General features: G+C 71.0%; 12 protein-coding genes, 1 tRNA gene and 1 pseudogene. 6 read left to right on the forward strand and 8 right to left on the reverse strand.

All coding sequences use genetic code 11. The features are described from left to right. Positions 1 to 333 precede the first annotated feature (333 nt). The 4 genes from ACFVIM_RS26210 (at position 334) to ACFVIM_RS26225 (ending at position 3,226) form a co-directional block, all read left to right on the forward strand. A complete protein-coding gene (locus tag ACFVIM_RS26210) occupies positions 334 to 498 on the forward strand; it encodes a hypothetical protein (RefSeq protein WP_384305931.1) in 165 nt (54 codons plus the stop codon). Positions 499 to 574: 76 nt separating this feature from the next. Then, a complete protein-coding gene (locus ACFVIM_RS26215; protein WP_384305934.1) occupies positions 575 to 868 on the forward strand; it encodes a Dabb family protein in 294 nt (97 codons plus the stop codon). 452 nt (positions 869 to 1,320) lie between these two features. Next, positions 1,321 to 2,112 (forward strand): RNA polymerase sigma factor SigF, encoded by a 792-nt coding sequence (locus ACFVIM_RS26220; protein WP_384305958.1) that lies wholly within the window; start codon positions 1,321 to 1,323, stop codon positions 2,110 to 2,112. 238 nt (positions 2,113 to 2,350) lie between these two features. After that, complete coding sequence (locus ACFVIM_RS26225; RefSeq protein WP_384305936.1) at positions 2,351 to 3,226, forward strand: RNA polymerase sigma factor SigF; 876 nt, start codon at positions 2,351 to 2,353, stop codon at positions 3,224 to 3,226. Positions 3,227 to 3,457: 231 nt separating this feature from the next. On the opposite strand, the gene ACFVIM_RS26230 is transcribed toward ACFVIM_RS26225, so the two are convergent. After that, entirely contained in the window at positions 3,458 to 3,679 is a 222-nt protein-coding gene (locus ACFVIM_RS26230; protein ID WP_384305937.1) for a hypothetical protein, read from the reverse strand. An 878-nt stretch (positions 3,680 to 4,557) separates the two neighbouring features. Here ACFVIM_RS26230 and ACFVIM_RS26235 point away from each other — a divergent pair. After that, complete coding sequence (locus ACFVIM_RS26235; protein ID WP_384305939.1) at positions 4,558 to 6,168, forward strand: MDR family MFS transporter; 1,611 nt, start codon at positions 4,558 to 4,560, stop codon at positions 6,166 to 6,168. A gap of 133 nt (positions 6,169 to 6,301) precedes the next feature. Here ACFVIM_RS26235 and ACFVIM_RS26240 read toward each other — a convergent pair whose 3' ends face one another. The 6 genes and pseudogenes from ACFVIM_RS26240 to ACFVIM_RS26265 form a co-directional block, all read right to left on the reverse strand. Beyond that, positions 6,302 to 7,129: a TetR/AcrR family transcriptional regulator gene (locus ACFVIM_RS26240; protein WP_384305941.1), complete on the reverse strand. Its 828-nt coding sequence runs from the start codon at positions 7,127 to 7,129 to the stop codon at positions 6,302 to 6,304. A 150-nt stretch (positions 7,130 to 7,279) separates the two neighbouring features. Then, the gene (locus ACFVIM_RS26245; protein WP_384305944.1) at positions 7,280 to 8,902 is read right to left on the reverse strand and encodes an MFS transporter; all 1,623 of its coding nucleotides are present in this window, start codon (positions 8,900 to 8,902) and stop codon (positions 7,280 to 7,282) included. Between the two features lie 209 nt (positions 8,903 to 9,111). After that, positions 9,112 to 9,423, reverse strand: a pseudogene (locus ACFVIM_RS26250) (winged helix-turn-helix domain-containing protein); the annotation flags it as partial. Positions 9,424 to 9,566: 143 nt separating this feature from the next. Further along, the gene (locus ACFVIM_RS26255; protein WP_384305947.1) at positions 9,567 to 10,499 is read right to left on the reverse strand and encodes an amidohydrolase family protein; all 933 of its coding nucleotides are present in this window, start codon (positions 10,497 to 10,499) and stop codon (positions 9,567 to 9,569) included. 82 nt (positions 10,500 to 10,581) lie between these two features. Further along, positions 10,582 to 10,926 carry an antibiotic biosynthesis monooxygenase family protein gene (locus ACFVIM_RS26260; RefSeq protein WP_384305950.1) on the reverse strand — a complete coding sequence of 115 codons (345 nt, stop codon included), beginning with the start codon at positions 10,924 to 10,926 and terminating at the stop codon, positions 10,582 to 10,584. Between the two features lie 270 nt (positions 10,927 to 11,196). Continuing rightward, complete coding sequence (locus ACFVIM_RS26265) at positions 11,197 to 12,054, reverse strand: DUF2797 domain-containing protein (protein ID WP_384305953.1); 858 nt, start codon at positions 12,052 to 12,054, stop codon at positions 11,197 to 11,199. Between the two features lie 372 nt (positions 12,055 to 12,426). On the opposite strand from ACFVIM_RS26265, the gene ACFVIM_RS26270 reads away from it, so the two are divergent. After that, complete coding sequence (locus ACFVIM_RS26270) at positions 12,427 to 12,675, forward strand: hypothetical protein (RefSeq protein WP_384305955.1); 249 nt, start codon at positions 12,427 to 12,429, stop codon at positions 12,673 to 12,675. Here the strand turns inward: ACFVIM_RS26270 and ACFVIM_RS26275 are convergent. Further along, a tRNA-Arg gene (locus ACFVIM_RS26275) sits at positions 12,641 to 12,713 on the reverse strand. The genes ACFVIM_RS26270 and ACFVIM_RS26275 overlap by 35 nt on opposite strands. Between the last annotated feature and the right edge of the window lie 260 nt (positions 12,714 to 12,973).

Raw genomic sequence — 12,973 nt, forward strand, 5'->3', positions numbered from 1 at the left:
GTCGGTCCGCTTCCCCCGTCGGGGAACCCCGGCCCCGGGGCCCGTGCCGCGGTCGGGGGGGTTCGCGCGGCCCGGGCCCCGCGGTGGGGGCCGGTTCCCTGGGCCCCGGATCTCCTGTCGGATTCCAGCGGGCCCACCTCCATCGTGGACCCCCCGCGCACCGGACCCGGTCGGCAAACGGCCCCCATCTCCGGGCCCTTGGTCCCTAAAGGCTCGGTTAGACTTCCGCGACTCGCCGGGATCACTTCAGAACATGATCATTCGGGCGGCGGAACGACAGGGGCAGGGCGGGACCGAGGGGACCGCGGAGGCACCACCGGAAGGAAAGGGCCGATGGCGCAAGCAAGGAAGATCGCCTTCTACATCGTGGTCATCTTCGTGCTCTACACGATCATCACCTCCCCGGCCAGGGCGGCGGATCTGGTGCAGATAGGGTTCGAGGGCATATCGGACGCCGCCAAGGGTGTCGGCGACTTCATGACCGAGCTGGTGAACTAGGGCCGGCTCGCGCACCAGGGCCCCGGGCCAGAGCTGGGCCCGGCCCCGGCACCGGCCCCGTCATAAGGAGAGAGCCGTGATCCGCCATCTGGTCCTGCTGAAGCTGAACGAGGGCGTCTCGCGCGAGGAGCCCCGGGTGGTGGCCGGTGCGCAGGCGTTCGAGCGGCTCGGCGGTATCGTGCCCGAGCTCACCTTCTGGGAGTGCGGCTGGAACGTCTCGGACCGGCCCATCGCCTATGACTTCGCGATCAACTCCGCCGTGGCCGACCGTGAGGCGCTGACCCGCTATCTGGAGCACCCGGCCCACCAGGAGGCCGCCGGCCGCTGGCGGGAGTTCGCCACGTGGGTGATCGCCGACTACGAGTTCTGAGATCCCGCCCGGTTCGCCCGAGCCCCTCGCCCCCATGGCGAGGGGCTTTTTCGGATGCGCGACCCTTCGCACCTCAACACGGCGTTATCTGGTGCTTGCACACAGTGGACATGTCTTGTGATGCTATGACCGCTTTTGACGGATCAGTCGACCGTTCGTTGACTGCGCGTTGTTGACTGCGAAGGGGTGGCGTCACCGTGCCGGCCAGTACCGCTCCTCAGCAGACCCCGACCCAGAACGAGCGCCCGGACGAGACCACCCCCCTCACCCCCTCCCGTACCGCGTCGGACCATGGCGTGCCGGAACGCGCGCCCGACGACCCCGGCGACACTCCCGGCGCGCGGGCCGTCAGCCTCACCCGGCGCACGGCCGACCCGCCGGGCACCCTCGGCAGCCCGTCCGCCGACCCCTTCCAGACGCGGGAGAACACCGCCGGGGCCGATGACTCCGAGATCTCCGACGAGGGCGCCGAGCGGCGCGGACGGGGAGCCGACACCCGTGCGCTGACCCAGGTGCTCTTCGGCGAACTGAAGAAACTGGAGCCGGGGAGTCCGGAACACACCCGGGTACGGGGGGCGCTGATCGAGGCGAATCTCCCGCTGGTGCGGTACGCGGCGGCGCGCTTCCGCAGCCGCAACGAGCCGATGGAGGACGTGGTCCAGGTCGGCACCATCGGGCTGATCAACGCGATCGACCGGTTCGACCCGGACCGGGGGGTTCAGTTCCCGACCTTCGCCATGCCCACCGTCGTCGGCGAGATCAAACGATACTTCCGGGACAACGTACGGACCGTGCACGTCCCCCGGCGTCTCCATGAGCTCTGGGTCCAGGTCAACGGCGCCACCGAGGACCTCACCACCACCCACGGCCGGATGCCGACCACCGCCGAGATCGCCGAGCGGCTGAAGATCGGCGAGGACGAGGTGCTGGCCTGCATCGAGGCGGGCCGCTCGTACCACGCCACCTCCCTGGAGGCCGCCCAGGAGGGCGATGGCCTGCCGGGACTGCTGGACCGGCTCGGCTATGAGGACCCGGCGCTCGCGGGGGTCGAGCACCGCGATCTGGTCCGCCATCTGCTGGTGCAGCTACCGGAGCGGGAACAGCGGATCCTGATGCTCCGTTACTACGGCAATCTGACGCAGTCCCAGATCAGCCAGGAACTCGGCGTCTCACAGATGCATGTGTCAAGGCTCCTCGCCCGGAGCTTCGCCCGATTGCGATCCGCAAACAGGATCGAGGCCTAGCTGGAATGGGTAGACCACTAGAGATGGACTTCGACCAGCCTCGCCGCGCCCATACCCCCTCTCTCCTGCGGTAATTCCTCCCTCACTTATCGACAAATCTCTTCGACGCGTTGCCGACATGTGACATTCTGCGGGCAACGCGTTTGCCGCAGCCTCGCCACCGGTATCTCAGGTGCAGGCTGCGTTCCTCCGTTGGTCGCGGCCACCGCGACCGATCCGCGACCTCAGAGGGGGTGGCATGTCCGCAGAACAGGGCAGCTCCAAGGTGCTCACGCTCGCGAAGGGCGACACCGCGCTCGCGACCGGCGATCCCGCACCCGTCGCACCCGAGACCTCGGAAGCCATCGACACCCGTACGCTCTCGCGCTCGCTCTTTCTGCGGCTGCGCGCACTGGACACCGAGGGCGCGGGCGACAGCCCGGAACGCACCTACGTCCGCGACACGCTCATCGAGCTGAACCTCCCCCTCGTCCGCTACGCGGCGGCGCGCTTCCGCAGCCGCAACGAGCCGATGGAAGACATCGTCCAGGTCGGCACCATCGGACTGATCAAGGCGATCGACCGGTTCGACTGCGAGCGGGGGGTGGAGTTCCCGACCTTCGCGATGCCCACGGTCGTCGGCGAGATCAAACGGTTCTTCCGGGACACCTCCTGGTCGGTGCGGGTGCCGCGCCGCCTCCAGGAGCTGCGGCTGGCGCTGACGAAGGCCAGCGACGAGCTGGCGCAGCGGCTGGACCGCTCCCCGACCGTGCCCGAACTCGCCGCCGTACTGGGGGTGTCGGAGGAAGAGGTCGTCGACGGTCTCGCCGTCGGCAACGCCTACACCGCCTCCTCGCTCGACTCCCCCTCCCCGGAGGACGACGGCGGCGAGGGCTCGCTCGCCGACCGGCTGGGCTATGAGGACTCCGCCCTGGAGGGCGTGGAGTACCGCGAGTCGCTCAAGCCGCTCCTGGCCAAACTGCCGCCGCGGGAACGGCAGATCATCATGCTCCGCTTCTTCGCCAATATGACCCAGTCACAGATCGGCGACGAGGTCGGCATCTCCCAGATGCATGTCTCCCGGCTGCTGACCCGGACGCTGGCACAGCTCCGCGAAGGTCTGATCTCCGACTGACCCGCTCCGCCTCCGGCCCAGTTGACGGGTCGTCAACAACGCTGTCGCGATACGAGGACGCCAGGGCACGGCCGTCGCGACCGTGACCCTTCGCCTGGGCGGGGCACTGATCGCGTGCGGGGACGGTGACGCGACGGTGGGCACCGACGGTACGAAGCCGGGCCCGGCGACCCCGCCGCGCGGGCCGGACGCCTCCGGCCGGGGCCTGGCCCACGGGGGCCGGCCCGGTGGTTACGCCAGGGCCAGCCAGGCGACCGCCGCGACGACCACGATCACCGCGACCACACCGGCGATCAGCCCGACCCGGGGGCCGGACGACTGCGGCGGCGCCGCCTGACGGCGGCCCTGGGGCGCGCCGTCGTCGACGAACGCGCGGAACATCTGCGTGCTGCCCGCGGGGTCGTAGTTGCCCTCGGGGCCCTGGCCTTGGGGAGCATGGGGGTTGTGTGCCATGGGGCACGACCCTAGCGAACGCGGGGAGGCGGCCCAACCCCGGGCGGGCGCGGCACGCTCGCCGGACGAGTGACACGAGTCATGTCCGAGCTGACGGCCGGTGCGACGACACTGACGGCCGGTGCGGCCGCGGGATCGGATCCGCCCGCCCGCCCGCCGCCGGAAGCGCCGCTGCCGCCATCGGGAGCGTGTGCCGTCGGAAGCGCGCCCGCCCCCCGTCGCGGACATCGCGCCCACCCTCCCCTGGCGGACCGGCCGGGGCGCGCCGCGACACCGTGAGCTACGTCGGGGCGTGACGACCCATCCGGGCGGACCGACAGTGGTGGACCCCGGCGATCCGGGGACGGCCGGGTCCGGCGGACCGGCGGCGGACTCCGGCGAACCCGTGGCGGCCGACCTCGGCGAACCGGCGGTGGCCGGGTCCGGCGGTCCGGGGACGGCCAGGTCCGGCGGACCGGCGGTGGGAGCCCTCGCGAACAGTCGGCGGCGGTGGGCGCCGCGACCGGGTGGCGACCGGCCCCCCGCCCGCGCCCTCGCCCCGCCCGTCGGCGCCTTTTGTTCTTCCTTTACTACTGCAAGCGGACATTTCGGTTGCCTGCGTCAACCAAACGCTTTTATTGTTGCCCTAAGCAATAAGATCCCGGCCCGCACTCCGCCCGAGCGGACCGCATGGCCCGCTCGCGGTCCCGCTCCACCGGGCCTCCGCCCCCCGCCGCGTCGGCCGCCCTCGTACGGCCAGCACGGCCAGCCCGGCCAGCACGGCCAGCACGCAGAACCCGGAAGCACCAGCACCCGGAACGCGAAGAACCCGAAGTACCGGAAGTACCCGAAGCAGCCGAAGTACCCGAAGCACCCAGCGAACAAGGAGAACGACCCCTATGGCCTCGACCACACCGCCGGGTGTGCGGGGCGCCCGGGAGGCGCGGCAAGCCGTCGCCGACGACGGCGCGCCGATGACCCACCGCCAGGTGCTGGAGGCACTCTCCGGACTGCTGCTCGGGATGTTCGTCGCCATCCTGTCGTCCACGGTCGTCTCCAACGCGCTGCCCCGGATCATCTCCGACCTCGGCGGCGGTCAGAGCGCGTACACCTGGGTGGTCACGGCGGCACTGCTGGCGATGACCGCGACCACCCCGCTCTGGGGCAAGCTGGCCGACCAGTTCAGCAAGAAGCTGCTGGTGCAGATAGCCCTGATGATCTACATGGCCGGCTCGATGCTGGCCGGTCTCGCCCAGGACACCGGAACGCTGATCGCCTGCCGGGTGGTGCAGGGCGTCGGCGTCGGCGGGCTCACCGCGCTCTCCCAGGTGATCCTCGCGGCGATGGTGGCGCCCCGGGAACGTGGTCGCTACAGCGGCTATCTCGGGGCGACGTTCGCGGTCGCAACGGTCGGCGGTCCGCTGCTCGGCGGGGTCATCACCGACACCGAGTGGCTCGGCTGGCGCTGGTGCTTCTATGTCGGCGTGCCCTTCGCGCTGCTCGCCCTGGTCGTGCTCCAGAAGACGCTCCGGCTGCCGGTGGTCCGGCGGAAGGTCACCATCGACTGGACCGGCGCCGTGCTGATCAGCGCGGCCGTCTCACTGCTGCTGGTCTGGGTCACCTTCGCCGGGGACCGCTACGCCTGGGCCTCCTGGCAGACCGCCGCGATGGTCGGGGGCGCGCTGCTGCTGGGCGGTGTCTTCCTGTGGGTCGAGTCGCGGGCCGCCGAGCCGGTCATCCCGCTCGGCCTCTTCCGTAACCGGACCCTCACCCTGGCCTCGGTGGCCTCGCTCTTCGTCGGTGTCTCGATGTTCGCGAGCACGGTCTTCTTCAGCCAGTACTTCCAGCTGGCGCGCGGTGAGACCCCGACCATGTCCGGGGTGCTGACCATACCGATGATCATGGGGCTCTTCGTCTCCTCCACGGTCTCGGGCTGGGTGATCACCAGGACGGGCCGCTGGAAGGGCTGGCTGGTCGGCGGCGGAGTGCTGGTCACGGCCGGGCTCGGCCTGCTCGGCGCCGTCCGTTACGACACCCCGTACGCCCATCTCGCCCTCTATATGACCCTGCTGGGCCTGGGGCTCGGGATGGTGATGCAGAACCTGGTCCTGTGCACCCAGAACCAGGTCTCCGCCGACCAGCTCGGCGCGGCCTCCTCGGTGGTCACCTTCTTCCGCTCCCTCGGTGGCGCGATCGGTGTCTCGGCACTGGGCGCGGTCCTGGGCAGCCGGGTCACGGAGTACGTACGGGACGGACTGGCCACGCTGGGACCGGCGGGCCGGGCGGCGGACACCGGCGGCGCGGACGGCGGCGCGATCCCCGACCTCGCGGCCCTGCCGGAGCCGGTGCGGGCCGTGACCCAGAGCGCGTACGGGGACGGGGTCGCCGATGTCTTCCTCTACTCGGCACCGTTCGCCCTGCTCGCGCTGCTGGTGACCCTCTTCATCAGGGAAGTGCCACTGCGGGACCGGACCTCCGACGGGGAGGGCGTCAAGGGCGCGCGGGCGTAGGCGGCTTCGGCACCCGCGGCCGTACGGGCGGGAATCCCGGTGCGCGCGGGGCGAGGCGGGCGGCTTCCCGGTGCCACGAGGGCGAGGCGGGCGGCTTCCCGGCGCGGTCGGCCTGGGGTCTGTCCGAGCCCCCCTACCCCCGTGCCGCCATCGCCTCGATGCCCGCGATCAGCATCGCCAGCGCGAAGTCGAAGTCCCGGTCGCGCATCTCCGCCACCGTCCCACCGCCCCGGGCGTCCATCACCGGCGCCGAGGTCCGCAGATAGCGGTTCAGTTCCGGATGGGTCGCCATCATCCCGATCGCCTCCTGGTAGTAGAGGTCCTGGCTCACCCCGGCGGAGGCGCAGCGCGCCCGGAAGTGGCCCTCGATGGTGCCGAAGCCGTAGACGAACTGGAACACGGCCGACAGCCCGCCCATCTGACCGTGCGGTGGCAGCCCGGTGGCGCGCATGACCCGCTGGATGACCAGGGAGAACTCCAGGGCGTGGGGGCCGATGTTCAGGAAGGTGCCCATCAGGGGCGAGACCCAGGGGTGGCGGACCAGCATCGTCCGGTACTCCACGGCGAGGGTGCGCAGATCCTCCCGCCAGTCCCCGGCGGGCCCCGGCTCCCCCTGCTCCGGCCGCTCCCCGTGCCCCGGCCCCTGCGGCCCCTCCGGTGCCTCCGGTAGGCGGATGGTGGCGAAGGCCGCGTCCAGGGCCAGTTCCAGGAGGTCGTCCTTGGTGTCCACGTACCAGTAGACCGACATGGCGGTCACGTCCAGCTCGGCCGCGAGCCGTCGCATGGAGAACTTCGCCGTGCCCTCGGTGTCCAGCAGCCGGACCGTCGCGTTGATGATCTTGGTGCGATCGAGCCCGGCCGGCTGGGCCGCCCGGCGGCCGGCGGTCCGCTGGGGAGTCTTGCCCTCCAGCCACACACTGGTCCGCGCCAGACCTCTTCCGCGGTCGTCGCCACCCACCATCGCGCCACCCTCCTCGGCTCCTGTGAGCGGACAGTTTCCCGAACCAACCGGTTCACGAGCGGACCAAGGGTCCGAAACAGGCAGGTCCGCCCGGACCGATGCTATGCGGCCCGGGCGGATATGACCTCGGCAAGATCGAGACGAACCGCCTCAGGTGGCGGCGCCGGATCCTGACCCTCCGGCCCCGGCCACGACCGTACCGGTGCTGCTCCCGGTCCCGGCGGCGTCGGTGCCGGTCGTCGGGGCGGAGCCGACAGCCGGACCCGCCGGAGCGACCGGGGTGTTGCGCTCCGCCCGGCGCAGCAGGACCGCCGCCAGCAGACCACCCGCGAGGACGGCGGCCGCGCCGACCAGTTGGCTGGTCTCCAGCCCCTGGGCGAAGGCGTCGGTGATCGTCTCGCGCTCCCGTTCGCCGTCCGCCGTGGCGAGGGCGGCGGGCAGGGAGGCCGCCCCGGCGACACCGGGCACCAGCGCGGCGAACCGCGAGTTGAGCACGGCCCCGAGGACCGCGACCCCGAGCCCATGGCCGAACTCGGCGAGGGTGCCGTTGATCCCGGCGCCCACGCCCGCCTTCTCCGGCGGTATCGCGCTCATGATCGCGTTGGCCATGGCGGGCATGGAGAGCGCGATGCCCGCGCCCATCACCAGCAGACCGGCGAGCATGCCTCCGTACGAGGTGCCGCCGAGCGTCGCGATCATCGCCAGACCGGCGGCGACCAGGGTCATCCCGAGGGCGATGGTGCGGGGTGTACCCAGCGCGAGCAGCACCCGGGGGCCGACGCCGGAGAGGTTGAGGGCGACGATGGTGAGCGCGAGGGGGGCGGTGCGCAGTCCGGCGTCGAGAGGTCCGTATCCCAGCACGAACTGGAGGTGCTGGGTGAGCAGGAAGAGCGATCCGGCCATGCCGAAGGCGACCAGCAGCGAGCCCGCGACGGCGCCGACGAACCGCTGGTCCCGGAAGAAGTGCAGATCGAGCATGGGATACGGGATACGCAGCTCCCAGCAGGCGAATCCGCCGAGGACGAGCACCCCGATGGCGGCGGAGACAAGCACCTGGGTGGAGGTCCAGCCGTGCTCGGGCCCGGAGATGATCGCGTAGACGACGGCGACCATGCCGATGGTCGACAGCACCGCTCCGAGCAGATCCGGCCGGTCCCCGCGCGGATCCTTGGACTCCGGTACGAGGGCGATGACGGCGACCAGCGCGAGGGCCACCACCGGAAGGTTGATCAGGAAGATCGCGCCCCACCAGAAGTGGTCCAGCATCATCCCGCCGATGAGCGGGCCGGCCGCGAAGCCGAGGGAGCTGACGGTGGACCAGAGCGCGATGGCCTTGACCCGCTCGCTGTCATCGAAGATCTGCACGATGACGGCGAGGATCGTGGTCATCAGCAGTGCCCCGCCGACGCCCATGCCCGCCCGTGCGGCGATCAACTGACCGGAGGACTGTGCCAGTCCGGCCGCGAGCGAGCCGACGCCGAACAGCACCAATCCGGCGACCAGCAGTTTCTTACGGCCGTAGCGGTCGGCGGCGTTGCCGACGGTGAGCAGCAGCCCGGACTGGACCAGGGCATAGGCGTTGATCATCCACTGGACGTCGGTGGCGGAGGCGCCGAGTTCCCGGTTGAGGGAGGGGATGGCGACGCTGAGGATCGTGTTGTCGAGCAGCACGGTCAGCTGGGCGAGACAGATGACCCCGAGGATCAGCCACCGCTGGGGATGTGGACCGGTGCGGGGCGAGGGAGCCTCGACGGAGGCGCTCGGCGCGGCCATGGGCATTCCTTTACGGCGTATAGGAGTCAGTACCTATACACCGTACAAGGCTAGCCGTACACCGTAGAACGAATTCTCCGCCGAACGATGGCGTGAACCGGCGAACCGGTCGCCGAACCGACCACCGGAACCGGTCAGCTCCACAGGCCCCCACCCGGCCCGGCACCCCGGCCACCGCGCCGCACACGCCCGAGGAGAGCGCTCCCCGACTACTCCCCCGGCTTGATCAGATAGCCCGCCCCGCGCCGGGTGTGGATCATCGGCGACCGTCCCGCGTCGATCTTCTTCCGCAGATAGGAGACATACAGCTCCACGACATTGGCCTGTCCGCCGAAGTCGTACGACCAGACCCGGTCCAGGATCTGTGCCTTGCTCAGCACCCGGCGCGGATTGCGCATCAGATAGCGGAGCAGGGCGAACTCGGTGGCGGTCAGATGGATCGGCCGACCGTCCCGGGCGACCGCGCCGCTGTCCTCGTCGAGCGTGAGATCGCCCACGCGGAGCACGGAGCCGCTCCCCGCCGTGACGCCCGGGGAACGGAGGGCGCGGGGGCCCGCGCCCGGTCGGCGGATCCCGGTGTGTCCGGGGTGCGAGCTGGTGGTCGTCATGCCCCCACCCTGGCCCGCCGCTGTGAGAACGGCCTTGCCGCTCTCTGTGATTTGCCTTAAGAAGCGCCGTGCTCCGCCCCGGCCGTCCCTTCGGGGAAGAGCGCGCGGGCGTTGTCATGGCAGACCGCGCGCAGCCAGCCGTCCCCCAGACCCAGCCGCTCCAGGGCCCGCAGCTGATGGAGATACGGATACGGGATGTTCGGGAAGTCGCTGCCGAGCAGCACCCGGTCCCCCAGCGCGGCCAGCCGCGCCCGTTCCCGCACCGGGAAGGGCGCCAGTTCCTCGCTGAAGTCGGTGAAGGCCATGGTGGTGTCCAGCCGTACCTCCCCGTACCGCTCGGCGAGATCGAGGAAGTCCCCGTACTCCGGCATGCCCATGTGCGCCACCACCAGCCGCAGCCGGGGATGGCGGGCCAGTACCCGGCCGATCGGGCCGGGGCCGGTGTGCGGGCCCGGCACCGGGCCGGATCCGCAGTGGGTCACGACCGGGACACCCGCGTCGGCGAGCAGCCCCCAGACGGGGTCGAGCAAGGGATCGCCCGGGTCGTACGCCCCCACCTGGAGATGGGCTTTGAAGACCACGGCGCCCCGCTCCACCGCCCGGTGGACATACCCCTCCACCCCGTGCTCCGGGAAGAACGTGGCGGTGTGCAGGGAGCCGGGCGTCCGGGCGGCGAAATCGGCGGCCCAGGCGTTGAGCCAGGCGGCCATGGCGGGCTTGTGCGGATAGACCATGGCCGGGTACGCCCGCACCCCGAACGCTTCGAGGAGGGTTCGGCGGCGGTCCTCCTCGAAGCGGTACGTGATCGGCCAGGGGCGTCCGGTCAGCGGACCGGCGGCGTCGAAGTAGGCCCACACCTTGTCGAGGACCCGTCCGGGCATGAAGTGGGTGTGGACATCGATCAGTCCGGGCAGCCCGAGCCGCTGCCAGAACTCCCTTACCTCTCGTACCTCTTGTACCTCGCCGCCCCCGGCCGATTCCTCACTCACCGAACGCCGACCCGCCTCGACGGGCCCGTGGCCCCGGCGTCTGGCCCGGCGGCTCCGCCGGGTTCAGCCCTGGCCACCGGAGTCAGCTCTGGCCGAACGAGTAGCTCCGTTCCACCTTGCCCACATGGACGCTGTACGCCTGGTACCACTCGGTCCGACCGCGCTCCTGCGCCGCCTGGTGTTCCAGGCAGCGCCGCCAGGTGTCGATGGACTCCTCGTCGCGGAAGTAGCCCACGGTGATCCCGATCCCGCCGGGCGTCCGCGCGCTCTCGAACCCCAGGAAGCCGGGCACCTCCTTGACCAGCTCGCCCAAGTGCCGCGCGGCCTCCCCGTAGCCGGAGAGGGTCTCGGTCTGGAGGGAGGAGAAGACGACCGTGTAGTACGGGGGGTCGAGTGCGGGAATGGGCTTGATGAATGCGTCGCTCATGGGAACACCTTGGGAGGGCCGGGGGGTGGGTGTCCACGCCCGGGGCGGAAAGAATGACGACGAAGGAACCGGGGCGTTACCACTGAGTGGACCCCGTGGCGCCCGTCCAGGACACCCCTCACACCGTCCGTCGGAGCCATCGGCGCCGTCGGCGGGCCCCGTACCGTACGCGCGGGAGAGCTCTTGTCACACCCGCCCGCCCGTACTCATGTGTCCCACAGATCCTTACGGATCCCACAGCCCCCATCAACCCCCTTCAACCCCGCAGTCTCAGAACAAGCCGCCCTGCACCGTGAGATCGGTGGTCGGCACCGAGATCCCGGCCTCCGCCTCCGCGCCCACCAGGGACCAGCCCGACATCAGCCGGGTGTCGAGGACCACATGTCCGTCCGCCGCGGTCCGAAGGTGCAGATCGGGCCCGGCGACGGCGAGCAGGGTCCCGGCCACCGCCCCGCCCGGGACCAGCTCCCGGACGACGGATGACGCGGTCGGCAGCCCGTCGAGGCCGAAGAGCGCGGCGTGGTCGACGGGCGCGAAGCCGAGCGGCTCCAGGGTCTCGTTCCAGCCACCGACCGCCAGGACGCGCCGGTGCAGCTCCTCCACCTCGGCGGCACGGTCGGCGACCTCGGGAAGACCGGAGCGGACGGCACGTTTCTCCGCGTAGGGGATACGATCCGGCACCCCGAGGGCGCCCCGCAGCACCTCCTCGGTCCGCCGGGCGGCCATCAGCGGCCCGCGGCCCAGCCAGCTGAAGACCACGGCGCCCTGCTCCAGCAACCGGCTGGAACCACGCTCCTCGGCGGTGATCCCGACCTTGAGCAGTCCGGGCCCGAACCAGGCCAGATAGACCCGGTAGGTACGGGGATCGTCGGCCAGGGTGTCGGCGGCCACCGAATGCGCCCGGTCCAGCCGCGCGCACTCGGCGCACCTGGCCTGGGTGACCCGCCCGGGGACGGTGGCCCCGAGCGGGCACGGGTTGCCACGCGCCCCCACACACCCCCGCTGCCCCTCGGCCCGGAACCCGAGCGTCCGGCCCGCCAGCAAGGGGCTGACCCGTCCGCCCTCCCAGCGCAGGACGGCCATCCGCGCCTCCTGTGGCCACCCGAGCCCGGAGCACCGCCACGTCATCCGTCCGTACCTCCGTCGCACGTGTGTGACCGAAAACGGGGAGAGTACCGGAGCCCCCACCCCCCTCCGCGCGACTCCAACCACTTCCAGCCGCCCTCCGACCCCGCCCTCATCACATCCCCGCACCCCAGCCGACCCTCACCCGCACTCAGCGGTGGCCGAATCCCTACGGTCCCCGACGCCACCCCTGCCCAGCCCACGCCTCTCGCTCCGCGTTCGACCGGGACGGGGGATGGTCACCTGGGGCATGCGTCTGGGGCGTCGGATGCCTCGCCCAGGAGCCAGCGGACTCCGCGATCGGCAGGCTCGCCACGGACCCGGCGGGGCAAGGTCGACCATCCACTTCGACGTCACTGCGGCGCCCACCCCAAGGTGGCCCAGCGCATCCTCCGCCACTCCCGGATCGCCATGACGCTGGAGGTCTGCGCGGAGGCGAGCGAGGAGGAGATCCGTACCGCACTCGGCAAACTGTCCGCCGCCGTCGGCGGCACCGGCTCACGGCCGGAGCGGCCGTTGCTGTACTTCAGCGCTGTATGGACGAAAAACCAGAGGCCCCGGAATTTCTTCCGGGGCCTCTGGGCTGCTGTGCACTCGGCAGGATTCGAACCTGCAACCTTCTGATCCGTAGTCAGATGCTCTATCCGTTAAGCTACGAGTGCTTGTGCTTCCCGGGCTTTTCGTCCCGGTCGGCGTTGCGGGAACAACATTACATGACCTGCGGCGTGAGGCGAAATCCATTCGAGCCACCCCATCTGACCTGCGAAAACTCCGAAAAGTCTGCCGCTGACGGTGACCGGGCGAGTCCTGGTGGCGGCCATCGGCCGGGGGGCTGAGGGCGGCCCGGGGTGGTGGTCCCGGACAGGGGCAGGACAGTGCGCTGGAAAACACCGAAGCCCCGGCCGGGTGGCCGGGGCTTCGG

The sequence above is a fragment of the Streptomyces sp. NPDC057638 genome (assembly GCF_042800315.1).
In the GTDB taxonomy this organism is placed as follows: Bacteria; Actinomycetota; Actinomycetes; order Streptomycetales; family Streptomycetaceae; genus Streptomyces.